Here is a 25,658-nt window from a genome sequence, read left to right on the forward strand (position 1 = left end):
CAACCCCTTTAAAACGGATTCTGTTATGCGCCTGTTTCACACCTCCGACTGGCACCTGGGGCAAAACCTCCACGGCCAGGACCGCGACTTCGAACACGCCTGTTTTCTTGCCTGGCTACTGACACAGCTCAGTGAGCAGCAGCCGGACGTGCTGCTGATTGCCGGTGATATCTTTGACACCGTCAACCCGCCGGTAAAAGCCCAGGAACGGCTCTACGACTTTATCGTCAGCGCCCATGAGCAACAGCCGAAACTGACCATCGTGATGATTGCCGGCAACCACGACTCCGGCTCGCGCATCGAACTGCCCGCGCCCCTGATGCGTCGTTTACGCACCCATGCACTGGGCCGCGTGCTGTGGCTCGACGATGGCCAGCTCGACGCCGAACGCCTGCTGATCCCCTTGCCCAATGCCAACGGTGAAACCGCTGCCTGGTGCCTGGCGCTGCCCTTTCTGCGCCCTGCAGAAGTCACCGGAGCGCACCTGGGTGATGACTACCTGCGCGGCATCGGCCAGGTCCACGAGTGGCTGATTGCAGCCGCCAACGCCAAGCGCACGCCGGGTCAGGCCCTGATTGCCATCAGCCACGCCCACATGGCGGGCGGTTCGGTGTCCGAAGACTCCGAGCGCAGCCTGATTATCGGCAACGCCGAAGCCCTGCACGCCAGCCTGTTCGGGCCGAGCATCAGCTACGTTGCCCTGGGCCATTTGCACAAGCCACAACGGGTCAACGGCGAGGAGCGGATCCGCTACTGCGGCTCACCGATTCCGTTGTCATTCTCTGAAATCGGCTATCAACACCAGATTCTCGACGTGACGCTGGAGGGCGAAACCCTGGTCAGCGTCGAGCCGCGACTGATCCCGCGCGCGGTCAATCTGCAACGCATTGGCCCACTGCCCCTGGCTGACATCCTCACCCAACTGGCCGACCTGCCGGACACCGACCTGCTGGCCGATACCCAGCGCCAGCCCTGGCTCGAAGTGCGGGTCAAGCTCGACGAACCGCAGCCCGATTTGCGCCAGCAAATCGAAACCGCACTGCAGGGTAAATCCGTGCGCCTGGTGCGCATCTCGGCCGAATATGCCGGCAGCGGCAGCCGTGCATCGGACGACGACGCACGCCTGATCGAACTGGACCAACTGACACCCCAGGAACTGTTCAGCCGCGCCTGGCAAGACAACTACGGCAGTGAAGCCGACGAACAAACCCTCAAGGACTTTGCCGTGCTGCTGCAAGAAGTTCAGCTGGAAGGTGAACAGCCATGAAAATCCTCGCCATTCGCCTGAAAAACCTCGCCTCACTGGCCGGGCCCTTTGAGCTGGATTTCACCGCCGAGCCCCTGGCCAGTGCCGGGTTGTTTGCGATCACCGGCCCCACCGGCGCCGGCAAAAGCACCCTGCTCGACGCCCTGTGCCTGGCCCTGTTTGGGGCTGTGCCGCGACTCAACAACACGGGGCGCGATGCAAAAGTACCGGATGCCGATGGCGAAATTGCCACCGGCGACCCGCGCACATTACTGCGCCGTGGCACCGGTGAAGGCTATGCCGAAGTCGATTTTGTCGGCATCGACGGCCGCCGCTACCGCGCCCGCTGGGAAGCCAACCGTGCTCGCGAAAAAGCCACCGGCAAGTTGCAAGCCAGTCGCCAAAGCCTGCGCGACCTGGACAACGATCAACTGCTGGCGAGCCAGAAAGGCGATTACAAAGTCCAGCTGGAAGCGCGACTGGGGCTCAATTTCGAGCAATTCACCCGTGCCGTGATGCTGGCCCAGAGTGAGTTCAGCGCCTTTCTCAAGGCCGATGACAACGAGCGCAGCGAACTGCTGGAAAAGCTCACCGACACCGCGCTCTACACCCGCCTGGGCAAGCGCGCATTCGACAAGGCCAAAGAGGCCAGGGACGCGCACAAGCAACTGCAGGACCAGGCTGTTGGTGTGACGCCCCTTGAGCCCCAGGCCCGTGCCGAACTGGATCAACAGTTCAACGACGCGCAGCAGCAGCTAAAGAACCAGCAAGGCCAGCTCAAGCAACTGGAGCTGCAACACACCTGGCTCAAAACCCTGGGCGAACTGCAAGAACAGCAACTCAGCGCTGCGGAGCAATTACAGCAAGCACAAACCCTGTGGGACAGCCAGGCCACCCAGCGCCAGACCCTGCACCTGCTCGAACAACTGGCGCCACAACGTCATCAGTTTGCCCGCCTGGCCGAGCTTGAGGGGCAACTGAGCCCATTGGCCGGGCACATCAACGCCCATCTTGCTCAACAGGCCGAACTGGGCCAGCGTCAGACCCGCCTTGAAGCAGAGCTGCAAACCGCCCGCCTGGCTGCAACCCAGGCCCAGGCCCTTCAGCGCGAATGCGCGCCCCAGGTGCAGCAGGCCCTTCTGGAGCAGGCCAACCTTGACCGCCTGACCCAGGCCCTCAACACCCAACAAACCCTCCAGCAGCAGGCCGAACAGGCGTGCGTCGAAGGGCAACTGGCGCTCAACACGCTGCTTGAGCGCCAGCAGCAAGGCGCTGAGCGGCTTGTACTCATCGCCACCCAGCTCGAACACAGCAATGCCCTCGCACCACTGGCCAGCGCCTGGGACGCCTATCGCCCAAGGCTTCAGCAACTGGTGCGGTTGAGTAATAACCTGAGCACCGGCCGCAAGGAACTGCCGGGGCTTGAACAGCGGGCCCTGCAGGCCACGCAGGAACTGACCGGGTTGCGCGACAGCCTGGAAATTTTGTTCCAGGAAGCCGGCGCAGAACCCCACGCGGTCAACGAGCAAATCCAGACCCTGGGCAGCCTGCTGCAAGACAACCGTCAGCAACAGCGTGCGTTTGAAGACCTGCAGCGCCTGTGCAGCAGTCAGCAGGCGCTCGATAGCCGCCTGCACGAACTGCAACTCAAGCAACAGGAGGTGCAGCAGGAGCGCGAGCGCCTGAGCCAGCAAGGCATCAAGGCCAAAGCCGACCTTGAAGTGGCTGAGCAAACCTTGCAGGTCACCCGCCAACTGCTGGAGCGTCAGCGCGTGGCCCGTAGCGCCAGCGTTGAGGAACTGCGCGGGCAGCTGCAGGATGGCCAGCCCTGCCCGGTGTGCGGCAGCGCCGAGCATCCGTATCATCAGCCTGAAACCTTGCTGCACAGCCTGTCCCGCCATGATGAGCAGGAAGAAGCCAGTGCCCGCGCCGTAGTCGACGGGCTCAAGGAAACCCTCGCCCAGCTGCGGGAAAAAGTCGGTGGCCTGATCGCCCAGCAAAAAGAATTTTTGCTCCAGCAAGAGCGCATCCACCAAGAACAGCAAGCCCTCGCCCCGAGCCTTGAAGCGCATCCGCTCCATGAGCAATGGCTGGCACAGGACCCGGCCAAGCGTGAGCAATGGCTGACCCTGCGCCTGAATCAGTTGCAGCACAGCATCACCCAGGACGAACAGCGCCAGAACGCCCTGCTCGCCTTGCAAAAAGAAGCGGCCCACTTGCAGCAGCAAGTCCAGCGCTGCACCGAAGCCAGCCAGCTCGCCACCCAGCAACTGGCTGAGCAGCAATTGCACCTCAATGCCGACACTCAGCGCCTTGAGGATGAACTCGGCGAGTTTGCCAGCGTGCTGGCCCCGGCCACCCTAGACGCCCTGCGCGAAAACCCGTCCGCCTGCTTCATGGCCCTCGACCAGCAAGTGGCTGATCGTGTGGCCCAACTCGATCAGCAACGGGACGAACTGGCGGAGCAGGCTGAAAGAGCGAGCAGCATCGAGCGCGAGCAGTATCAGCAGGCCAATCGCAGCAAGGAACTGGACACCTTGCAGCGCAGCGTCAAGGCGCTGGGCGAGCAGCAACAGGCCAGCCAGCACAGCCTCAAACAATGGCTGGGTGACTTCAGCAGCGCCGAGCAGTGGCAGCAAAGCCTCGAGCAGGCCGTCGAACGGGCCCGCACGGCCCAGACCCAGGCCGAACAAGCCCTGCAAGCTACCGCTAACCAGTTGCTTCAGCTCGCGACCGAGCTCAAGTCCGAGCAAGAGCGCCTGCACGCCCTGCAGCAAGAACACGACACCCTCAACGCCCAGCTCGCGCAATGGCGGGCACAGCACAGCGAGGTTGATGACAGTCGCCTGCAGCATTTGCTGGCCCATGACGAAGCACAGGTACGCGAACTGCGCCTGCACCTGCAGAACAGCGAAAAAGCCGTCGAGCAAGCCCGGGTATTGCTGCAAGAACGCGAACAACGCCTGGCCCAACACCAGGCCCATGCCAATGGCAACCTGGACAGCGAGTCACTCAACATCGCCCTTGAGGCGTTGCACGCAGAACTGGCTGCCAGTGAGCAGCAATGTGCCGAACTACGTGCCCGGCAGAGCGAGGATCAACGTCGTCAACAGGCCAATCAGGCATTGGCTCAACGCATTGCACTGGCCTATGACGAATGGCAGCGCTGGGCACGCCTCAGTGATCTGATCGGTTCCGGCAGTGGCGACAAGTTTCGCAAAATCGCCCAGGCCTACAACCTCGACCTGTTGGTCCATCACGCCAACGCGCAGTTGCGCCAACTGGTCCGCCGTTATCGCCTCAAGCGCGGTGGCAGCATGCTCGGCCTGCTGGTGATGGACACCGAGATGGGCGACGAACTGCGCTCGGTGCATTCACTCTCCGGCGGTGAAACCTTCCTGGTGTCGCTGGCATTGGCCCTGGGCCTGGCCTCGATGGCCTCCAGCACATTGAAAATCGAATCACTGTTCATCGATGAAGGTTTTGGCAGCCTCGATCCCGAGTCCCTGCAACTGGCGATGGATGCACTGGACGGCCTGCAGGCCCAGGGGCGCAAGGTGGGGGTCATCTCCCACGTACAGGAGATGCACGAACGCATCCCGGTCCAGATCCAGGTAAAACGTCAAGGCAACGGTTTGAGCACCGTGGAGGTTAAATGACCGGGCATGTGCTGTATTCATTCCGCCGCTGCCCCTACGCCATGCGGGCGCGCATGGCCCTGCGCTACAGCGGCGTGCCATTGTCGATTGTGGAGGTCAGCCTGAAAGCCAAACCGGCCGAAATGCTCGCTGCCTCACCCAAGGGTACGGTGCCGGTGCTGGTGTGTGCCGATGGCAGTGTGATCGAGCAAAGCCTGGACATCATGCACTGGGCGCTGGCCCGGCATGATCCGGATAACTGGTTGCAGCCGGGCTGCGCGGCATTAATCGAAGAAAACGACACCCGCTTCAAGGTGCTGCTGGACCGCTACAAATACGCCATTCGCTACCCTGAGCACCCGATGGAGTATTACCGGGCGCAAGGGGCAGAGTTTTTGCAGCGGCTGGAAGACATGCTTGCGCGCTCGGCATACCTGGCCGGGCCTGCGTTGAGTCTGGCGGATGTAGCCCTGGCGCCGTTTGTGCGCCAGTTTGCCCATGTGGACCGCGACTGGTTTGAGCAAGCGCCCTACCCGCGCCTGAATGCCTGGCTGGAGCGGTTTTTGGCATCGGAATTGTTCAGTTCGGTGATGAGAAAACCCTGATGACTCCATGGTGGGAGCGGGCTTGCTCGCGATACAGGCACCCCGGTGGTTCAGATACACCCCGTTGCCTTTATCGCGAGCAAGCCCGCTCCCACAGGAAAACAGGTGCCGCTCAGCTTCGGGTTTTATGATCCAGGGCCGCATAGAAATTGGCGCTTTGTTGCAGGTATTTTTGGGTGTAGGCCGCGGATTTCTTGTCGCTGACCAGGGTGGTTGCGCTGGCAGGCAGGGCCACGGTGGCAGAGATGGCGCAAGCGGAAATCACGGAGAAAAGATTGAAATTCATGACGATAACCCTCGACGATTCAGTTGGCGTGCTTGCCTGTTAAGGCCGTGAAACCAACTTAACGCCAAGGGTCATCCTGAAGAAATTCATTGCAGCACTAGCGTCTATCAGCGGGATTGATGGACAGCTGCACGCCTACGTTTACGGGCGGTTGATAAATTTCAGATCAGACGGTGCATCCATTGCCAGGGTTTGTACGGTCTTGCCCAACGTGCCGGTTTCAGGGTCGCGCTCCAGTACCACGATGGCATTGCTCATCTGGTTGGCGATTAACAAAAACTTGCCGTTGGGGCTCAGGGCAAACTCACGCGGGTGATCGCCGTCCACCGAGCGACGCTGGATTTCAGTCAACTCGCCATTGCCCGGATTGATTGCAAACACCAGGATTTCATTGGCCTTGCCACGGTTGCTGACGTACAGGAACTTGCCGTCCTGTGAGGCATGCAATGCACCGGCTGCACGGTTTTGCGCGGGCATGCCGTGGGCCAGTTCCAGTGCCTGACGCTGCTTGAGTCGACCATTGTCATAGTCGAATACAAACACCTGGGCACTCATTTCAGTGGTCAGGTAAGCGTGTTTGCCGTCACCGGAAAACAGCAGGTGACGTGGCCCGCTACCTGCCGGCAGCTCTACAAACGCCGGGTCGGCGGCCACCAGCGGATGGTCCGGGTTGGCTGCCGGGTCGTACCGGTAGACAAACACCTTGTCTGCACCCAGATCACTGGCGTACACAAACTTGCCGTCCGGGGAGGACACCACCGAGTGCACGTGGGCGGACATCTGGCGCTCAGGATTGACCCGGCTGGCAGGATGACTGCTCATCTGGGTCACGGGCTGCAACTGACCTTCAGCATTGATCGGCAATACGGCAAGGCTGCCGCCAGGGTCGGCATGCACGCCGTAGTTGGCCACAAACAGATAGCGCCCATCCGCACTCAGGCTGGAATGAGTCGGCTCTTCACCCAGGGTCTTGACCTGGTTGATGAGGGTCAGCTCATTGGTTTTCGGGTCGATGGCAACGCTGCTGGCGCGACCGACGACATCGCTCTGGCCCTTGCCGTTTTCATTAACCACGAACAGACGGGTCTGGTCTTTGGACAAGGTCAGCCACGAAGGGTTGGCGGACTTGAACACTTGCAGCGGCTCAGGGGTGATACGCCCTTTGGCGCTGTCAAACTGCAACCGGTAGATGCCCTGGCTTTTGCCCTGGGTGTAGGAGCCAACCAGCAACTCGACTTCATCCCGGGAATCGGCCTGGGCCGACATTGCACCTACGCTCAGAGCCATCAACACAGGTAAGGTTTTAAACTTCATCTTCAACCTCGACTTCATCGTCATCGTTGTTTGCACTCAAGGCGCTGAGGCAAACCAGACGGTGTTCACCGGAGTCGCCAACGAGGGTCCAGCTTTGCAGGGTGTCGTCAAAGACGCTGGCGTCGATCTGTTCAAGGGTGAACTTCCAGCGCTTTTCGGCTCGTCCGTCCATGCATTTGATGAGCAACTGCACATCGTCCAGAGAAAAATCCCAGGCATGCAGCCCGTCAATCACCAACATGTCGCTGGTTTCAAGGGCTGCGCGCAAGGTCTGGTTTGAATCGCTCATTAATCATTCACCTGTTGGAAAGGCGTAATGATAGGTCAAATCAGCGGTGCAACCCATCACCGTGACGCGTGATTGCTCGGTTGTGGGCGCACCGGACCCCTGACTTTAGTTTATGGCCTGGTCAATGTTGGCCTGTAACGACTGGCGCTCTTTGTTTTCACCCTTCAACAGATCACCACCAACCGTGGCACCAGAGAGCCGCAGCCGTTCCTGCCCACGGAACGTCGCGACATGGGCCTCGCTGGCTGGCGAGTTGTCGGGCTGGTAGTCAAACTTCACGCCGCCGGGGCTGAGGTTGATGCCCTTACCGGCTTCCACCGCCAACGAGCCGCTGGCACTCAGGCCCATGGCGCTCTGGCTGCGGGTGTCAGTAACTTGCTCCAGCGCCAGTTTGCCACCGGCATTGAGGTTGACTGAGCCCGCACCACCGTCAAAGTCGCCGCCTTCATAGCGGGCATCGCCTTGAGTGTCGATGCTCACCCCCTTGGCTCCGGCATAGCGGCCTACCTGGGCCGTACTGGTGCTTTCCTGCGCCCGGTTGAACTCGCCCGAGCCGTTGGCGCGCACATTCACATCTTCCCCGGTTTTGGTGTAGACGCGTAGGCCAACCTTGGCCGCTACGCCCTGCTCGCTGCGACTGTGGGTGTCGACAGCGGCGCTGGCGTCATGACTGCCCGCCTGGATATTCAAGGCACCGTCGGTTGCACGGTATTGGGTGCCTTCATCCTGCAACTTGCCGCCAACATTGACCTGTACCGTGGCGCCACTGAGCTGGCTGACCAGCGCCGTACTGTCCTGCTGCGCCTGCGTATTGTTGTGATACCCCGCCTGCCCGTCGAGCCCCACGCTGGCCAGCTCCACGCCGTCCATTAAAGCGGACTGGGGCATCGTGCCCTTGACCAGGCCTTTGACGACTTTTTCCAGCGGATTGCTGAGGCCACTGATCTCGGCACTCACCCCCAGCCCGGCCTGCCAGCCGGTCTCGGTGTGGGAGCTGGACTCGGTGTTGTGTGCCGCCCGGTTGTCCACCCGGGCTGCATTGACTTGCAACCCTGAGCCGGCAACGATCCGGGAACCCTCATTGACCAGGGTATTGTCGGCCTGCACCTGCACATTGCCGGTGGCTGTCACATTGCTGGTTTTGGCCGTGGTCCGGTTGGCGTTGTCCTTACTGTCCTGTCGGGAAAACTCCAGGCCGCTGCCAACCTTGTCCAGGCTTGCTGTCCAGGCAATGCCGCCACCCGTGGTGACATCTTGGGTTTTGCTGTCAGTGCTGTCATGTGCCGCCAACAGTTCGATGCTTTTGCCTTTGAGGTTCACATCGCCCCCGGTCGCGGCAAGGTCCGAGCCCTTGATGCTCACGTCGCCACCCGCGTTAACGGCCACAGTACTGCCACTGATGCTCGCCCCCTGCTGCTGCGTTGTTTCGGTGACATTGGTGTGCTGCTGATCCTTTAAACCCGCACCCACTCGGTACTCATGGCTGCCGGGCGCAGTTTCTTTGGCACTGGCAGTGAAACCACGGTTGTCGGTACGGGTGGTGTCCCGGGCGGTATTTTCAGCCGCTACGATCTTGATATCACCCTTGGCCAGTACTCCGGTTTCACCTGTCGCCGACACTGTGGAGCCGCTGACGGTTATGTCCCGGGCGCTTTGCAGCGTGAGGTTACTGTCCGAATGCAGGTCACTGGCGACGAGCGTACGGTCGCTGTGGTCCTTGCGGCTTTCGTCATTAATCAGGGAGAAAAACTTGCTGTCCTTGTTATGACTGCTGTCGCGGGACCTGTCACGGACGCCATCGATCACCAGCGAACCGGTGTCGCTGATCACGCTGGCCTGGGTCCCGCCGCGCACCTGACTGGCGCTGATGTGCACATCGTCAGCCTTGACGATCAGCTTGCCACCGGCGTTGACCTGGCTTCCGGTGTGCAGGGTTTTGTCCCCGTCACCCTCGCCCTGGCTGCCGAAGAAGCTGCCACCCAGCAAATCGCCGGAATAGCGCGTGCCGGTGTGGTTCTGGCTGCGGCTGGCACTGGCGATCTCGACTTCACGGGCGCTGAGCTGGATATCCCCCGGGGTTTTCAACTCGGCACCTTGCAACTGCAGCTTTTGCCCGCTGGCCAGCTCGATCGACTTGCCTGCCTTGAGGCTGCTGGCAACAGTGCGCTCATCATGGGTTGAGGTGTCCCAGCTTTCCTTCCATAGATGTTTGCGGTGATTGCCCTGATCCCGGGTGTCATGGGTTTCGGTCGCGGCAACAAGACGCAGGTCTTTGCCGCTGTTGATTCCAAGGGTATCGCCCGCCTCTACGTGGCTGCCCTTGATCAGGGTGTCGGCGCCGGAAGACAGCGCGGCGTTTTGCCGGGCCGTGATCTGGGTCCCGTGCTGACGCGAGTCCTGGTCGGTGGTGGTGCGATCAAAGGTTTCATAGGTCACAAAGAGTGCCTTGTTATTCCATTGCTCCCGTTTTTCCTGAAGGGCCGTACTTTCCAGGCTGCTCAGGGTCAGATTGCGACCCGCGTCGAGCTTGACGTTACCGCCGCTGATATCGGCGCCCGCCAGTGTCACGTCTCTGGCGCCGTGCAGGTCGACATCGCCCTTGCTGCTGTTCACCCCGGCACGGGTGGCCTCAAGGCTGTTGGCGTGGGTCTGGCCGCTGATCTCGAGATCGCCCGCAGAGCGGATACTCACCCCGTCAGTGCCTGCCACCGGCACCGCGCCTATGCGAACCCCCGCCCCTTCGGCAGTGCTGATGATATTGATGCGCCCGGCCTTCATCGCCCCGAACAGGCTGGCGTCGATGCGCCCGTCCTTGGTCGTGCCACCCGGATAGACCCTGTTCACCGCGCCACTGGCGGCGTCGACCTGATTGCGCCCAACCACAAGCGTCAAGGAGTCACGGGCACTGATCTGGCCCTGACTGTCGATCTGCGGCGCGATCAGGCCGATCGCTCCGTCAGGGTTGTCCAGCCCCTGCTGCTGCACGCTCAATTGGCCGTGGGCATCAGCGGTGTTGAAGGCGTGCAGCTTGCCGTTATCCAGTTCGGGCCGCCCCACCACCAGGCTGGCGCTGGGCGCGTTGATGAAGCGGGCGCCATTGACCGAAATCCCGTTGGGGTTGGCCAGCACATAATCGGCCTTGCGCCCGAATATTTCCTGCGCGCCATTGAGTGCCGACGCGTTGCGACCGATGACCTCATTGAGGATCACACTGGCCGCCTGGCCATGAAATTGCGGATTGGATGCCAGTTGCCCGGCCAGTTGGGATTGCCCCGCTTGCAGTGCATTGTTCAGCACCACACCCTGGCGATCGACGTTGTAATCGAGGAATTGATTGTGAGACAGCCCGGCCGTGTTGGGAGCGACAATATTGACGATGGGCACTCCGCCCTGGTTGTGCAGTTGCGGCGTGCCGCCGGGGCCATCGACCCCGGTAATGCCATTGGCCAGCGCCAGTGGCGGCAACAAAAGCAGGCTGGCAATCGCACGGCGCAGCGTTCCTTGGGGGGACAGGTAAAAGTGTTGTCTGTTAATAGGCATAGCATCTTCCTTTGCGTGAGTGATGCGGCGACACACGTCGCCCGGTGTAACGCTTCAGGGGCTTGTCGGGCCCCTGCAGGCGTTAAATCTGCACGCTCAGGCGTGCCAGCCAGACATGCGGCTCCTGGCTAAAACCCTTGACCGGGCTGCCCTCCTTCGGCCGCGGCCAGCGCAGAGGAGCACAGACACAGCGAACACAGAATTCGTGCCAGGGTAAAACACCGGGACCTGATCAGGAGAAGCGCCATCACACGACATCCTTAATACGCCTTGAAGGCGATTCATGGCTCTGAAAAATCCGTATTCAGACCATGTGTCGTTCTGACAGGGGAAAAGTATCCTTATTACATTAAGAAATATTTAGTCACATATCGTTATAAGCCGCTGAGGAACGGCAGGGATACCTCAACCGTGGGAGCGGGCTTGCTCGCGATTCATGCACTGCGGTATTGCAGTTAAATCCTGTCGATGCCATCGCGAGCAAGCCCGCTCCCACAAAACCACCCCACAGCAGCGTTACAACGCCGCCGCAGGCTTTAAGCGAAAGGCCACGCCAAACCGGTTGTAGGCATTCATCAGGCCGATGCCATAGGTCAGGTCCGCCAGCTCCTTGTCGCTGAACTCGGCGGCTGCGCTCTGGAAGTCCGCATCCGGGATTCCGGTTTGCGCGACGAGCGTGACTGTTTCGGCCCAGGCGAGGGCCACCCGCTCACGGGTCGTGAACAACTCGCCTGCCTCGCGCCACACCGGTACCAGTACCAGCTTTTCGACGCTCAGGCCGGACTTGAGCAGGTCCCGTGAGTGCATATCGATGCAGTAGGCGCAGCCGTTGATTTGCGAAACCCGCAGATACACCAGATCAATCAGTGCCTTGGGCAATCCGCTGTTTTGCACATACCCGTACACCCCGCCAAAGACCTTGTAGCCCTCGGGTGAAGCCTTGGAATAATCGATACGCTGGTTCATGACGTGCCCTTGCATTGACTGTTTGAGTGGCGCCATAGTGGGGTTTCTTGGCCCTGTCAAAAAGAGCCAAGATTTGGCTTTATCACCAGGCCATGATCTATCCAGCTCCGGGATCAGGCACAAGGGAACACCATGAAACCCCCTATTCCACACTTCTCCCCTCTTGATCCGGACACCAGCGAACCCATTTACCGGCAACTCTACTGGCGCTTTCGGGAAGCCATTGCCAACGGTCTGCTGGCCCCCGGAGAGCGAGTGCCTGCAGCCCGGGCCTTGGCCAAGGAGCTGGGGCTGGCCAGGGGCACCATCGACACGGCGTATTCCCTTCTGACCTCAGAGGGCTATTTGCAAGCCCGCGGCCAGGCAGGAACCATCGTGACGCCGGATATCACGATCAAACCAGCACTCGCCACCCGCACCCCCGAGTCAAGCCCGCCCGTGAGGCACCAGCCCGAAACACTGCCCTTCCAGATGGGCCTGCCAGCGCTGGACGCCTTTCCAAAAAAGGTATGGGCACAAATCGGCGCGCGATGCGTGCGCAGCACCCGTGCCCAGGACATGGCCAACCCGTCGGCTCACGGCCTGCAATCATTGCGTACGGCCATTGCCACTTACCTGCAGGTTTCCCGCGGTATCGCCTGCTCTGCCGCCCAAGTCTTCATCACAGCCGGCTACCGGGACACGTTGTCGCTGATCGCCCATGCTCTGCTCAAGGCCGGTGACAGGGTCTTGATTGAAGACCCCGGCTACCCGCCGACCCGCCAGTTACTGGAGCAACTGCAGATCCGGACCGTGGCCCTGCCGGTCGATCATGACGGCATGCAGCTGCCTGCACAGGGTAGCGAGGCGCTGCACGCCCAGGCGGCCGTCGTCACACCCGCCCATCAAAGCCCCTTGTGCGTATCGCTATCGCTGTCCCGCAGGCTGGAGCTGCTGGCCTGGGCCAGCCGGCAACAGGCATGGATCATCGAGGACGATTACGACGGCGAATACCGCTACGTCAGCCGCCCGCTACCCGCACTCAAAAGCCTGGACCGTGATGGAAGGGTGCTCTACAGCGGCACGTTCAGCAAAGTGCTGTTTCCGGGGCTACGCCTGGCTTATGTGGTGGTACCCCAAGCCCAGGTTGAATGCTTTCAACAGGCCAGCCAGACCTTTCGCAGCGGTTGCCCGGAACTGACCCAGGCCATCGTCGCGACGTTCATGACTGAAGGCCATTTCGCCCGGCATATCCAGCGCATGCGCAAGCTTTATAGCGAGCGCAGGGCGTTTACCATGATCGGGCTACAAAACGTGCTGGGGACTCGCGTGCGCATTGATGCCAACCCGGGGGGGATGCACCTGATCCTGCGCCTTGAAGGCCAGCAGCCGGATTGGCAACTGGTGGAGCGCATGCGCCAGGACGGGCTCTTTGCCGAAGCCCTGAGCGAGTGGAGCCTGCAGGGGGAAAAACCTTCGGGGCTGCTGCTGGGGTTTGCCAACATCGCCTCCCAGGCCAGTGCCGAAATACTGGGCGAGCGGATTCTGGCGCTGCTCAAGCCTGCCGGTTAGAACCTGTGGGAACAGAGGCAAAACGCGGTGATGCCATCGCGAGCAAGCCCGCTCCAACACTGTTGTGTGAACACCTTAGTCCTGCGATACAGGCGCCACCCATCAACGATCGGAGCCCTACGTCTCAACATCAAATAAAACAGCGAGGTTCGCGCAAAAGCGCTTCCAGCTCCACCGACGGCAGAGGCCTGCAAAAGAGATAACCCTGCACCTGATCGCACCCGTTTTTCGTCAAGAACTCTAGTTGCTCACGGGTCTCCACACCTTCAGCGATGACTTGCAGGCCAAGGCTGTGAGCCAGCTCGATAATCGTACGTGCAATGGCAGCATCCTGAGGGCTGAAGGTGACTTCACGGATAAAGGCGATATCGATTTTGAGCGTGTCGATGGGGAAACGGCTCAGGTACGCAAGGCTCGAATAACCGGTGCCAAAGTCGTCGATGGAGATTTTCACGCCGATGTCCCTCAGTGTCAGCAAACTGCTGACGGTATGGGGCGTGTTCTCCATCAGCGAGCCCTCGGTCAGCTCCACCTCAAGCAAATGGGGGTCGAGCTGATGGGCCTTGAGGGAGCGCTCGATATCATTGACCAGATCGCCTTCGCAAATCTGTTGCGCCGACACATTCACCGCCACTTGCAGCGACCCCAGTCCTGAGCGCTGCCATTGGGCAATCTGGCTGCACACGCGGTCGATCACCCACTGGCCCACCCGGGATATCAGCCCTAGGCTTTCCAGCAGCGGCACGAAAACCGCCGGAGAAACAGCGGCATGCCCCGGCCGGTGCCAGCGCAACAGTGCTTCCACACCGCAGATCCGACCGTCTGCCAGGCCTATCTTCGGCTGGTAATACACCTCGAACGCCTGCTTGCGAACCGCATCGCGCAACGCGGTTTCAAGTTCCTGGCGAGCCATGACCTCGACGTTCATTTGTGCCGTGTAAAAACGGTAAGTGTCTTTGCCCGCCTGCTTGGCGAGCCCCATGGCCGTATTGGCATGCTTGATCAGGCGGTGCGCCTCGGCGCCATCGTCCGGGTACAGGGCAATCCCGTAACTGGCCGTCATCGGTGTGTCATGGCCATGCAGCTTGAACGGATCACGCAGCACCTCGCGGATGCGGTCAACCATCTGCCTGGGGCCTGCCTGGCCTTTGCGGATCATCAGGATCAGCGCAAGTTCGTCGCCATCCATCCGTCCCAGGGTGTCACTGACATTGAGGCAATTGGACAATCGCTGGCTGAACTCTGCCAGCACCTTGTCCCCCATCAAATGGCCCCAGGTCAGGTTGATGTTCTTGAAGTCGTTCAGGCCGATCGTGACCACGGCCAGCTGCCAACCCCGCAACGCAGCCTGGGTCAGCCCCATCTGCAGGGTGGTGTAGAACAGGTCGCGATTGGGCAAGCCGGTCAGCGGGTCGTAATTGGCCATTTTCAGCAGCCGCTCATCGGTCCCCATCGCAGAGCGAAAACGCTCCAGGTCGCTGGTGCGTTTTTCCAGCTGCTGCTCAAGCATCAGGGTATGCACCGCCCGATGGTCGCCAAACGCCTTGAGCCGCAGCAGATTGCGCACCCGCAACCACAGTTCGTCACTGGCGACCGGCTTGCACAGAAAGTCCTCGGCACCCGCCTCAAGCCCCAGAAGACGGGCGCTCTGCTCGCCCTGGCCCGACAGCATGATGATGGGAATATTGGCCGTAGACGCATTTGCCTTGAGTCGACGGGCCACCTGATAGCCGTCAATGCCGGGCATCGTGGCGTCGAGCAGGATCAAGTCCGGAGGCTGTTGGGCGACCGTGGCCAGGGCCTGTTCACCCGAGCCGGCAGTCAGCGTGCGATAACCCTGTTCTTGCAACAAGGCTTCGAGCAGTGAGCGGATCTGAACGTCATCATCAACGATCAGGAGTGTGGCAGGTATGTTGGACATGGAAAGCGCTCAAATAAGGGGCCGCCAAGGCAATTTCAAGCTTGATCTGCAGGGAAATCCACTTAGCGTCTGATACCCGTATAGAGGAGCAGTTAAGCACCGATACGGGTGCTTCACCACGACAGCAGAAAACAAAAAAGCACCCTCAGGTGCTTTTGCTTGTCAGTCCAGCGCAGAAACTTGAACCCGTGTGGGAGCGGGCTTGCTCGCGATGCTAGCGACACGGCAAGACAGTCACACCGCGCCGTTCCAATCGCGAGCAAGCCCGCTCCCACAGCACTCATTGAATGAAGGGCACGCCATCAACCCTGGGTTCTGGCCCGCGCCGTGTGCAGCTTCTTGTAGCTCTCGATCAGGCGCAGATGCTTGTCCAGCCCTTCGAGCTTCATGCTGGTTGGCGTCAAGCCATGGAAGCGCACGGTGCTGTCCACCGACCCGATCGCGGCATCCATCCGCTCGTTGCCAAACATGCGACGAAAGTTGGCTTCGTAGTCTTCCAGCTCCAGGTCTTCGTCCAGCTTCATTTCCAGCACAGCATTCACGGCCTGGTAGAACAAGCCGCGCTCTACCGTGTTGTCGTTGTACTGCAGGAACATTTCCACGGCTTCCTTCGCCTCTTCATATTGCTCCAGGGCGAGATAGATCAGCAGCTTCAACTCCAGGATCGTCAACTGGCCCCAGGCGGTGTTGTCGTCAAACTCGATGCCGATCAAGGTAGTGATATCGGTGTAGTCATCCAGCTCGCTTTCCACCAGACGCTCAACCAGACCTTTAAGCTCGTCCAGATCCAGGCGATGCAGATTCAGGATATCGGCACGGAAGAACAGCGCCTTGTTGGTGTTATCCCAGATCAGGTCGTCGGCCGGATAGATTTCCGAATAGTCCGGCACCAGGATGCGGCAGGCCTTGGCGCCGAGATGCTCATAGACCGCCATGTACACTTGCTTGCCCATGCCTTCGAGAATCCCGAACAGGGTTGCGGCCTCTTCGCTATTGGCGTTTTCCCCCTGGCTCGTGAAGTCCCACTCAACGAATTCGTAATCGGATTTCGAGCTGAAGAAGCGCCACGACACCACACCGCTGGAGTCGATAAAGTGCTCGACGAAGTTATTGGGCTCAGTCACCGCGTGACCTTCAAAGGTCGGCTGAGGCAAATCGTTGAGGCCTTCGAAACTGCGGCCTTGCAACAACTCCGTCAGGCTGCGCTCCAGTGCCACTTCCAGGCTCGGGTGCGCACCGAATGAAGCGAACACGCCGCCAGTGCGTGGATTCATCAGGGTGACGCACATCACCGGGAACTCACCGCCCAGGGATGCATCCTTGACCAGCACCGGGAACCCCTGCTCTTCCAGCGCCTGGATACCGGCCACGATTCCCGGGTACTTGGCCAACACCTCTTGCGGCACATCCGGCAGGGCGAATTCACCCTCGATGATTTCGCGTTTGACCGCACGCTCAAAAATCTCCGACAGACACTGCACCTGCGCTTCGGCCAAGGTATTGCCTGCGCTCATGCCGTTGCTCAAAAACAGGTTTTCGATCAGGTTGGACGGGAAATACACCACCTCACCGTCCGACTGGCGCACGAACGGCAGCGAGCAGATACCGCGCTCCTCATTGCCGGAATTGGTATCGATCAGGTGGGAGCCGCGCAACTCGCCCTCGCGGTTGTAAACTTTCAGGCAGTGGGCATCGAGAATCTCGGGCGGCAGCTCATCCTTGCGCCCTGGCTTGAACCAGCGTTCTTCGGGGTAATGCACAAACTCGGCATTGGCGATCTCTTCGCCCCAGAACTGGTCGTTGTAGAAGAAGTTGCAGTTGAGCCGCTCGATAAACTCGCCCAATGCCGACGCCAGGGCGCCTTCCTTGGTCGCACCCTTGCCGTTGGTGAAGCACATCGGCGATTGCGCATCGCGGATATGCAGCGACCACACATTCGGCACGATATTGCGCCACGACGCGATCTCAATCTTCATGCCCAGGCCAGCCAGAATGCCGGACATATTGGCAATGGTCTGCTCCAGTGGCAGATCCTTGCCGGCAATATAAGTACCCGCCTCGGAACCGCTTGAAGGCATCAGCAGCGCCTGAGCGTCGGCGTCGAGGTTTTCCACCTCTTCAATCACAAACTCGGGCCCGGCTTGCACCACCTTCTTAACGGTGCAGCGGTCGATGGAGCGCAGGATGCCCTGACGGTCCTTCTCCGAGATATCCGCAGGCAACTCGACCTGAATCTTGAAAATCTGGTTGTAGCGGTTTTCGGGGTCAACAATGTTGTTCTGCGAGAGGCGGATATTCTCGGTAGGAATATTGCGGGTCGCGCAGTACAACTTAACGAAGTAAGCCGCGCACAACGCCGACGAAGCGAGAAAGTAATCGAACGGACCAGGAGCCGAACCATCGCCCTTGTAACGGATAGGCTGATCGGCAACTACGGTGAAGTCATCGAACTTGGCTTCAAGTCGGAGGTTGTCGAGAAAGTTGACCTTGATTTCCATGCGGGATTACCAGAATAACCAGACAAATAATTGGCGGCCATTATCCGGTTTTTCAGCGTGAAGTCTTGTGCTTTTGCGCGGCGCCCGCTGGCCGGCGCCAAGCGGACCCTGGGCAAAAACTGTAGCCGCTGACGATCAGCGCGAGGCTGCGTCAGGCTTCATGCGCCGCAGCAGCCGCATGAACCGATCCGAGACTCCGGATACACAGGATCACCAGGCCCAACCTTCTGCGCAGTAACTCACAACCGCACAAACACCCAAGTAAGCGTAAAGAACAAACAAACACTTATATAAGAACTCACTTATTCACCAAACTTAAAACCGAAAACATATATACCCGATGCATCAATAATCTCGACCCAATGTTCTAACCAAGTGCCACACACTAAACAGCTTCAGCGGCGCTATTTACACAGACATATCAGAATGCCACTATCGCTACAGGCAAACCGACCACAAGGCACGGTACGCCCCCGGCACGACTCGCTTTCAGGCCAACTCACACTGGCCAGCGCACACCTCCCCGCCCGTACAAGGCCCAGGCAAGGGTCGCCACACCGCCCTGAGCAGTGCCCGCTACCACAGGGCCCGGCTCCAGGCACCTGCCATTGGGCGGAGTTATTTTTAGTCGGGAACGGCCAAAATGTTATTTATTGTCAGGCAATAAATATTGAAATACGCCTATATAGCCTGAATATAAATCTCTGCCGATTTAAAGGTTGATATTGCAATCGTTTCGCAGTTAATATTTTCGTTGTTCAACTTCGTACCGCCCATTATCTGTAATAAAGCAGGAGTCACTGTGCTCCCGCCCAGGCCATCGCCACATCAAACTGATGCGGGCAGCCTTTATTGATAGGCACTGCCATCTCCTGGATCGGGGATATTGGTCGTGACGAATCGTTAAATGCTCTCGCCGGCTGAGCATGTTTGGCACAAAGGAAGCTGCCTTGTTTAAACGAATCATGATTGTCTGCATTGGCAACATTTGCCGCAGCCCCACCGCCGAACATCTCATGCGGGTCGCACTGGCGCCCTCCGACATCGTCGTGAGTTCCGCAGGCCTCAGTGCCGTAAAAAACAAGCCCATCGAAGCCACAGCAGGCCTGGTCCTCGAAGAGCACGGCCACATCGTGCCCGAGCACAGCGGCACCCAGCTGACGGCTGCTGCCATAAATGAGTCCGATCTTATTTTGGTCATGGAACAACATCATATTGGTGGTGTCCTAAGCATCTCTCCAGAGGCACGGGGCAAAGTGTTCCTGCTGGGCAAATGGCAAGACAACCGCGAAATCAACGACCCGTACCGTCAAGGCAAGCCAGCCTTTGTCCACGCGTATGCGCTGATCGACGCCGCAGTAAATGCATGGGCCCAGCGGATCAAACGCTGAGCCATCCCTCGAATTACCTGTGAAGATAAAGAACCGACTTATGCAGCAAGCACCTGTGACAAAGCCCCATGAGCACGATGACGACAACGACGAAATTGACCTGATGGGGTTGTTGGGCACGCTCATCGATCATAAATGGCTGATTGCAGGCGTGACCGGCGTCTTTATGGCTGCAGGTGTTGCCTATGCCCTGCTCGCTACACCGGTGTACCAGGCGAATGCGTTGATCCAGGTTGAAGCCAAGAAAAACGATATGCTGGGCTTCTCTGATATCGGCAGCATGCTGGGTAAAGAATCGCCATCGGCAACAGAGATTGAACTGATCAAGTCCCGTAAAAATATCGGTGCTGCTGTCGACAATCTAAAGTTGGATATTAAGGTTGAACCTAATTACTTCCCGCTGATCGGCGAGTTTGTAGCACGTCGCTTTAAACCTGATGCAGAAAACAGTGTGGCCAGCCCGATGTTCGGCATGGACAGCTTCGCGTGGGGTGGCGAAAAACTGAAGCTTGCTGAATTCGAGCTGCCTCAGGAGCTACTGGGTACGGAACTAACTCTAGTCAACGGAGAGTCAGGTAATTTTACCCTGCTAGATGCCGATGATAATCTTCTGCTCAAAGGCCAGGTAGGTCAGAAGATCAGTAGCAATGGTATCGAACTGCATGTTGAAGACTTGCGTGCCAACCCCGGAACTACTTTTAATCTGGTTCGTAGTCCTCGCCTGACTACAATCCTGAATTACCAGAAAGTACTGGATGTGTCCGAACGCGGTAAAGAGTCTGGGATGGTCGGACTGGCACTCGAAAGCACTGAGCCCGCTAACGCCATTCAGATCCTTAATGAAATAGCTCGTTTGTATGTTTTACAAAACATTGAACGCACGTCTGCCGAAGCAGCTCAAAGCTTGGGCTTTTTGAAAGATCAGCTGCCACAAGTGCGTAAAGATCTCGAAAAAGCAGAAGACGCACTGAACAAGTTTCAGATTCGTAGCAAATCAATCGATATTAGCCTTGAAGCTAAAGCAATTCTTGATCAGATAGTGTCATTAGACACGGCCATCTCAACTCTTAAACTTCAGCAAGCCGAGATGGATCGTAAATTTACCCCACAGCATCCGGCATATCGCGCATTGATGGGGCAACTTGCAGAATTGACAAGCAAGCAACAACGCTTAGCTAAGCAAGTTGAAGGACTTCCTAGCACACAACAAGAGCTACTCAGCTTAACTCGCGACTTAAAAGTCAGTACCGAAATCTATACTCAACTACTGAACAAATCCCAAGAACTAGATGTAATGCGAGCAGGTGCAGTGGGTAACGTACGCCTCATCGACACTGCAGATGTAGACCTGCGCAATCCAGTGAAACCGAAAAGAACATTGATTGTTTTGATCGCAACACTATTCGGTGGGTTTCTAGCGGTTGGTTATGTGCTGTTTCGTAAAGCGCTTAACCGTGGCGTAGAAAACCCTGATGATATTGAAAAACTTGGCTTGCCTGTATATGCCTCGATTCCATTTAGTTCGCTGCAAAAAGTCGAAGACGATAAAAGTATTAATGGCCGTGGTACTCGCGTCACCCCTTTGCTTGCAAGTAGCCATCCGACGGATCTGGCAATTGAAGGGCTGCGTAGCCTGCGAACCAGCCTGCACTTTGCAATGCTGGAAGCCAACAACAATCGGTTGATGATATCGGGCCCTAGCCCCAAAGTCGGTAAGTCCTTTGTCTCCGCCAACCTCGCAGCAGTAATTGCGCAATCGGGACAAAAAGTATTACTGGTCGACGTGGATATGCGCAAAGGCTATATCCATAAAATGTTTGGTATTCCTGTAGAGAACGGCTTGTCCGATGTACTGGCAAAACGTTGCGACCTAGCCACCGCCATACACAAAACTGAAGTCGAAAATCTTGACGTTATCGGCCGTGGGCAAATCCCACCGAACCCTTCAGAATTGTTGATGCATAAAAACTTCAGTGATTTCCTAGAGCAAATTAGTGCCGAATACGACCAGGTTATTCTAGATACACCACCGTTCTTGGCTGTAACTGACGCAGCCATTGTTGGTCGCCAATCAGGCACGAATCTGATCGTTACTCGCTTTGAATTAAACCCAGCTCGCGAAATTGAATTGACCATGCGTCGCTTTGCCCAAAATGGTATTGAACTTAAAGGGGCAATTTTCAATGGCGTAGAGAAACGTGCATCGGCCAAATATGGCTACGGCGCATATGGTTATTACAACTACGAGTACAAGTCGGATCGCGTTTAACAACAGAGCCAATTAACATTTTATTGAGCGCCCTTAATATTTAGGGGCGCTCTTTTACTGCATTAATTAAATAGCATACACAATTTCAGCCAACTTTCGCTTTCAGGGACTTGCGAGTAATCCTGGGGCGGTAGCGTGCCTAATCGAGAAAAACCCCATATTTATCATGTTAATTCCGCAAGTATAACTTGAAGCATTAAGTTGCAATGAAGCTATAAGAGACTTCATTTAAGACGTATTCGCAAAAGGCAAAGCATCAATCGAAGATGTCTAAAATTTATTGACGTACAGATAAAGGAACGTTCTATGAAGACCTTGTGTATCTTTGGTACTCGACCTGAAGCCATTAAAATGGCCCCGCTGGTACTGGCACTTGCGGCAGACGAGCGTTTTGAGGCAAAAGTGTGTGTTACCGGTCAACATCGAGAAATGCTCGATCAGGTGCTCGAGTTATTCGCCATAAGCCCTGACTTCGACTTGAAGATTATGAAGCCTGGTCAAGACCTTACTGATGTAACCACTGCTATCTTGCAAGGTTTAAAAGCTGTACTGACCGAATTCAAGCCGGATATTGTGCTGGTTCATGGCGACACAGCCACGACATTTGCAGCCAGCTTGGCTGCTTACTATCATCAGATTCCAGTGGCACACGTAGAAGCCGGTTTACGCACTGGTAACCTTTACTCGCCTTGGCCTGAAGAAGGCAACCGCAAACTCACCGGCGCCTTAGCCAAACTCAACTTCGCACCTACAGAAACCTCTCAGAACAATCTGTTGCTCGAAGGCGTCAACCCGGACAATATCGTTGTGACAGGCAATACTGTTATCGATGCCCTTTTGGATGTCGTCAAGCGACTAGATCAAGACCCTGAACTATTAGCTCAAGCTTCTGCGCCCGCAGCATTTCTAGATCCATCTCGCAAACTGATTCTTGTAACAGGCCATCGCCGTGAAAGTTTTGGTGACGGTTTCGAACGCATTTGCCAGGCACTTATGGAGGTTGCACAGCAGCACCCTGAAGTTGATATCGTTTACCCGGTTCACCTTAATCCCAATGTTCGTGAACCTGTGAATCGTCTGCTGAAAGGTATTGGCAATATCTACCTGATTGCCCCACTGGACTACCTCCCTTTCGTTCACATGATGACTCGCGCATATATCATTTTGACTGACTCCGGAGGCATCCAGGAAGAAGCCCCGTCTCTAGGTAAACCAGTACTCGTCATGCGTGACACTACCGAGCGACCAGAAGCCGTATCAGCAGGCACCGTTAAACTTGTCGGCACCAACACTACCGATATCGTACGTGAACTTAATCGCTTGCTAATTGATACAACAGCTTACCGTGACATGAGTTATGCACACAATCCGTATGGCGATGGCAATGCATGCCAGCGTATTCTGGAAGCATTGATCAGCAATCACGCAAGTTAATCAAGCGCCATGCGCAGAATGTTTACTCCGATTAAATATTAAAAGCACTCTATCTTAGTCAAGGATGCTCCATGCCTTTCACAACTATTTCCGTCATCGGTCTCGGCTACATCGGTTTGCCAACAGCAGCAGTTTTCGCTTCGCGTAAAAAACAAGTGATCGGGGTCGATGTTAATCAGAATACCGTCGACATCATCAATCGCGGACAAATTCATATTGTTGAACCTGACCTGGATATGGTTGTGCATGCAGCAGTCACTGAAGGTTATCTGCGCGCAAGCACTCATCCAGAGCCCGCTGATGCGTTTTTGATTGCCGTACCCACGCCTTTCAAGGGCGATTACGAACCAGACCTGAGCTATATCGAATCTGCCAGTAAAAGCATTGCCCCAGTCTTGAAGAAGGGCGATCTGGTCATTTTGGAGTCTACCTCCCCTGTTGGCGCTACCGAGCAAATGGCTGCTTGGCTTGCTGAAGCACGTCCAGACTTGAGTTTTCCGCAAACCCATGGCGAGAATTCTGATATTCGTATTGCTCACTGCCCAGAGCGTGTATTGCCAGGGCATGTACTGCGCGAACTCGTACAGAACGACCGCGTGATCGGTGGCATGACGTCGAAGTGTTCACAACTTGCAATCAGCCTGTATAAAATTTTCGTGCAGGGCGAATGTATAGTGACCAATGCCCGTACCGCAGAAATGTGCAAGCTAACAGAAAACAGCTCCCGCGACGTAGGTATTGCCTTTGCCAATGAACTTTCCATGATCTGCGACAAACTCGATATTAATGTTTGGGAACTCATTAGCCTGGCTAATCGTCATCCACGCGTTAATATTCTACAACCTGGGCCAGGAGTGGGTGGTCACTGTATTGCAGTAGACCCATGGTTTATTGTCAGTAAAACACCTGAACAAGCTCGCTTAATCCGCACAGCTCGCGAAGTCAATGACAGTAAGCCACAATGGGTAATTGATAAAGTAAAAATAGCGGTTGCTGATTTCCTACAAGCTAACCCAGATAAAACCTCTAAAGAAGTTACTATTGCTTGCTTTGGCTTAGCATTTAAGCCTGACATCGACGATTTACGCGAAAGCCCAGCTGCAGCGATAACTCAAAAAATTGCCAAAGCCCACGCGGGTCGAGTTTTAGTAGTAGAGCCAAATATTGAAGTTCTACCAAAAAATCTTCAAGAGAAACTCGAACTAACAAATTCAGAGCATGCTTTGCAGGAAGCAAACATTGTAGTGCTTCTAGTTGATCACAAAGAGTTCAAATCCATATCCAAATATCAACTAGCAAGCAATGTAATCATTGACACAAAGGGCATCTGGTAATACCGATACCATTGACTCTAAACCCCCTAAGCAATCCTCGCACACATCAAAATGAAAGGTTTTATCATAATGTATCCTACGGGCCTCCCAAGTAGAACAAAAAATCCCGAGAAGGAAACATTCTCATATTTGAAGACGGCATTAATTGTCATAGTGATTTTAGAGTCAGATGCATTGCTAACTAGCGTCGTAGGCGCTGATAAAGTTCTGATGCGATGGGCCTACGCAGCCTTAATGGTGGGCTCATTATTTTTAACTTTTTTTAAATTAAGCATCGCCAAAAAAAGCGCTAAAAATATCTATTTCTTCTACCCAATACTTATTTTTTTAGTGGTTTTTTTAGTTTCAGCCGGATCTGCTTTTTTTATATTCCCTAAGCCAATAAGTGACTGGCTACCATCTCTATATGCATACGCTCCAATATTTATCTTCTACTTTTTCTACATCATTGGAGCCAAAGAAAAAGAGTTAGCTACTGCATTCATGCTAACAGCAGTAATAATTTCGACTCTGCTTTTGGGTGATAGGCTATTTAATTTCACCTTTCTGAACGAGTACCAGCGCCTTTCTTCATTCTTCGGGCAAGGCGCACGAAGGATTGTACTATTGAAAAACGAAGTTATTTTTGGACTTGTAATCCTTGCTTCCTTAATCATGTTTGGAAAGCAAACAGCAGGAAAAAAACTATTTTTAATCATAGTTGCCGTTTTTTTATTTTTTGTACAGACCATAATTATGGAGAGCCGTCTTGGCTTTTTAGCCATTGCAGTAGCATTTTGTAGCTTGCTATATCTCGCTGGAATAACCAAAAAAAGTCTAGGCATCAGCGTTGCTGCAATAGCAGGAGCATTGATCATACTACCTACAGTCTTTGCCCAATATATCGACAAAATGATGGGCATGTCCATAAGTGATGACTCAAGCAATATCGGCGTGCGCATTGAGTCAATAATGTATTTATTTAAATTATATGCCGATAGTAATGGCTGGGGCGTAGGAATGATGTCCCCTACTGGAAGTACAAATAATGTTTTATATCCAGGAACAGCATTTAACGTTGCTGATACCGGTGTTTTTTCTTCACTAGGCCAATTTGGCATACTTGGGTTTTTACTATGGTTCACACTAACATTTAAATGCTTTAGCACATTTAGGAAAATATTTAATCGCAGTGAAAAACGAAACTATTTCTCCGCAGCCTGTTATGCCTTCCTGATGTCATTTACGATCTCATTATTACCATTAAGCTTATTCACCCAAGCATGGAATATCACCATGGGTGGCACATTACTATATATCCTCTGGTTATATAACTCCCGGAACAAGGCAATCTAATGAAAAATACCGGGGCAAAAAATACAAAACAAACCAGGCAT

Annotated in this window: 15 protein-coding genes and 1 pseudogene; 9 read left to right on the top strand and 7 right to left on the bottom strand. The window is 56.0% G+C overall.

Annotation, left to right across the window (positions count from 1 at the left end; translation table 11 throughout):
* The first annotated feature begins 25 nt into the window (after positions 1-25).
* From AACY07_RS21510 to AACY07_RS21520, 3 genes are read left to right on the top strand one after another with little or no spacing between them, the layout of a single operon-like run.
* The gene (locus AACY07_RS21510) at positions 26-1,267 is read left to right on the top strand and encodes an exonuclease SbcCD subunit D C-terminal domain-containing protein (RefSeq protein ID WP_339477413.1); all 1,242 of its coding nucleotides are present in this window, start codon (positions 26-28) and stop codon (positions 1,265-1,267) included.
* Complete coding sequence (locus AACY07_RS21515) at positions 1,264-4,905, top strand: AAA family ATPase (RefSeq protein WP_339477416.1); 3,642 nt, start codon at positions 1,264-1,266, stop codon at positions 4,903-4,905. Before AACY07_RS21510 ends, AACY07_RS21515 begins: the two co-directional genes overlap by 4 nt.
* A complete protein-coding gene (locus AACY07_RS21520) occupies positions 4,902-5,489 on the top strand; it encodes a glutathione S-transferase (RefSeq protein WP_339477418.1) in 588 nt (195 codons plus the stop codon). Before AACY07_RS21515 ends, AACY07_RS21520 begins: the two co-directional genes overlap by 4 nt.
* 112 nt (positions 5,490-5,601) lie before the next feature.
* Here AACY07_RS21520 and AACY07_RS21525 read toward each other — a convergent pair whose 3' ends face one another.
* The 5 genes and pseudogenes from AACY07_RS21525 to AACY07_RS21545 all read right to left on the bottom strand — a co-directional run bounded on the left by AACY07_RS21525 (position 5,602) and on the right by AACY07_RS21545 (position 11,884).
* Positions 5,602-5,775, bottom strand: a complete 174-nt coding sequence (locus AACY07_RS21525; protein ID WP_162837101.1) for a hypothetical protein — start codon at positions 5,773-5,775, stop codon at positions 5,602-5,604.
* 141 nt (positions 5,776-5,916) lie between these two features.
* A complete protein-coding gene (locus AACY07_RS21530) occupies positions 5,917-7,089 on the bottom strand; it encodes a lactonase family protein (RefSeq protein WP_339477422.1) in 1,173 nt (390 codons plus the stop codon).
* Entirely contained in the window at positions 7,079-7,378 is a 300-nt protein-coding gene (locus AACY07_RS21535; protein ID WP_095023500.1) for a DUF5629 family protein, read from the bottom strand. The genes AACY07_RS21530 and AACY07_RS21535 overlap by 11 nt, the downstream gene beginning before the upstream one ends.
* Positions 7,379-7,702: 324 nt before the next feature.
* Positions 7,703-10,918 (bottom strand): annotated as a pseudogene (locus AACY07_RS21540) (hemagglutinin repeat-containing protein); the annotation flags it as partial.
* A gap of 516 nt (positions 10,919-11,434) precedes the next feature.
* Entirely contained in the window at positions 11,435-11,884 is a 450-nt protein-coding gene (locus AACY07_RS21545) for a carboxymuconolactone decarboxylase family protein (RefSeq protein WP_339477428.1), read from the bottom strand.
* 132 nt (positions 11,885-12,016) lie between these two features.
* On the opposite strand from AACY07_RS21545, the gene pdxR reads away from it, so the two are divergent.
* Complete coding sequence (gene pdxR, locus AACY07_RS21550; RefSeq protein WP_339477431.1) at positions 12,017-13,435, top strand: MocR-like pyridoxine biosynthesis transcription factor PdxR; 1,419 nt, start codon at positions 12,017-12,019, stop codon at positions 13,433-13,435.
* 130 nt (positions 13,436-13,565) lie between these two features.
* Here the strand turns inward: pdxR and AACY07_RS21555 are convergent, their stop codons facing one another.
* Positions 13,566-15,356, bottom strand: a complete 1,791-nt coding sequence (locus AACY07_RS21555) for a putative bifunctional diguanylate cyclase/phosphodiesterase (protein ID WP_339477434.1) — start codon at positions 15,354-15,356, stop codon at positions 13,566-13,568.
* 302 nt (positions 15,357-15,658) lie between these two features.
* Complete coding sequence (locus AACY07_RS21560; RefSeq protein WP_339477437.1) at positions 15,659-17,854, bottom strand: OsmC domain/YcaO domain-containing protein; 2,196 nt, start codon at positions 17,852-17,854, stop codon at positions 15,659-15,661.
* A gap of 950 nt (positions 17,855-18,804) precedes the next feature.
* On the opposite strand from AACY07_RS21560, the gene AACY07_RS21565 reads away from it, so the two are divergent.
* The 5 genes from AACY07_RS21565 to AACY07_RS21585 all read left to right on the top strand — a co-directional run bounded on the left by AACY07_RS21565 (position 18,805) and on the right by AACY07_RS21585 (position 25,617).
* Positions 18,805-19,245 carry a low molecular weight protein-tyrosine-phosphatase gene (locus AACY07_RS21565; protein ID WP_445261396.1) on the top strand — a complete coding sequence of 147 codons (441 nt, stop codon included), beginning with the start codon at positions 18,805-18,807 and terminating at the stop codon, positions 19,243-19,245.
* 40 nt (positions 19,246-19,285) lie between these two features.
* Positions 19,286-21,514 carry a polysaccharide biosynthesis tyrosine autokinase gene (locus tag AACY07_RS21570; protein ID WP_339477443.1) on the top strand — a complete coding sequence of 743 codons (2,229 nt, stop codon included), beginning with the start codon at positions 19,286-19,288 and terminating at the stop codon, positions 21,512-21,514.
* 306 nt (positions 21,515-21,820) lie between these two features.
* The gene (gene wecB, locus AACY07_RS21575; RefSeq protein ID WP_339477446.1) at positions 21,821-22,948 is read left to right on the top strand and encodes a non-hydrolyzing UDP-N-acetylglucosamine 2-epimerase; all 1,128 of its coding nucleotides are present in this window, start codon (positions 21,821-21,823) and stop codon (positions 22,946-22,948) included.
* A gap of 71 nt (positions 22,949-23,019) precedes the next feature.
* On the top strand, positions 23,020-24,282 hold the full coding sequence (gene wecC / locus AACY07_RS21580) for a UDP-N-acetyl-D-mannosamine dehydrogenase (RefSeq protein WP_339477449.1): 1,263 nt from the start codon (positions 23,020-23,022) through the stop codon (positions 24,280-24,282).
* A gap of 129 nt (positions 24,283-24,411) precedes the next feature.
* Complete coding sequence (locus tag AACY07_RS21585) at positions 24,412-25,617, top strand: O-antigen ligase family protein (RefSeq protein ID WP_339477452.1); 1,206 nt, start codon at positions 24,412-24,414, stop codon at positions 25,615-25,617.
* Positions 25,618-25,658 lie beyond the last annotated feature (41 nt).

It is taken from the genome of Pseudomonas sp. RL_5y_Pfl2_69 (genome assembly GCF_963970465.1).
GTDB lineage: Bacteria > Pseudomonadota > Gammaproteobacteria > Pseudomonadales > Pseudomonadaceae > Aquipseudomonas.

Excerpts from the sequence above, each read along its gene's own strand:
- AACY07_RS21510 (WP_339477413.1), top strand. The coding sequence starts at position 26 with ATGCGCCTGTTTCACACCTCCGACTGGCACCTGGGGCAAAACCTCCAC.
- AACY07_RS21515 (WP_339477416.1), top strand. The coding sequence starts at position 1,264 with ATGAAAATCCTCGCCATTCGCCTGAAAAACCTCGCCTCACTGGCCGGG.
- AACY07_RS21520 (WP_339477418.1), top strand. The coding sequence starts at position 4,902 with ATGACCGGGCATGTGCTGTATTCATTCCGCCGCTGCCCCTACGCCATG.
- AACY07_RS21525 (WP_162837101.1), bottom strand. The coding sequence starts at position 5,775 with ATGAATTTCAATCTTTTCTCCGTGATTTCCGCTTGCGCCATCTCTGCC.
- AACY07_RS21530 (WP_339477422.1), bottom strand. The coding sequence starts at position 7,089 with ATGAAGTTTAAAACCTTACCTGTGTTGATGGCTCTGAGCGTAGGTGCA.
- AACY07_RS21535 (WP_095023500.1), bottom strand. The coding sequence starts at position 7,378 with ATGAGCGATTCAAACCAGACCTTGCGCGCAGCCCTTGAAACCAGCGAC.
- AACY07_RS21545 (WP_339477428.1), bottom strand. The coding sequence starts at position 11,884 with ATGAACCAGCGTATCGATTATTCCAAGGCTTCACCCGAGGGCTACAAG.
- pdxR (WP_339477431.1), top strand. The coding sequence starts at position 12,017 with ATGAAACCCCCTATTCCACACTTCTCCCCTCTTGATCCGGACACCAGC.
- AACY07_RS21555 (WP_339477434.1), bottom strand. The coding sequence starts at position 15,356 with ATGTCCAACATACCTGCCACACTCCTGATCGTTGATGATGACGTTCAG.
- AACY07_RS21560 (WP_339477437.1), bottom strand. The coding sequence starts at position 17,854 with ATGGAAATCAAGGTCAACTTTCTCGACAACCTCCGACTTGAAGCCAAG.
- AACY07_RS21570 (WP_339477443.1), top strand. The coding sequence starts at position 19,286 with ATGCAGCAAGCACCTGTGACAAAGCCCCATGAGCACGATGACGACAAC.
- wecB (WP_339477446.1), top strand. The coding sequence starts at position 21,821 with ATGAAGACCTTGTGTATCTTTGGTACTCGACCTGAAGCCATTAAAATG.
- wecC (WP_339477449.1), top strand. The coding sequence starts at position 23,020 with ATGCCTTTCACAACTATTTCCGTCATCGGTCTCGGCTACATCGGTTTG.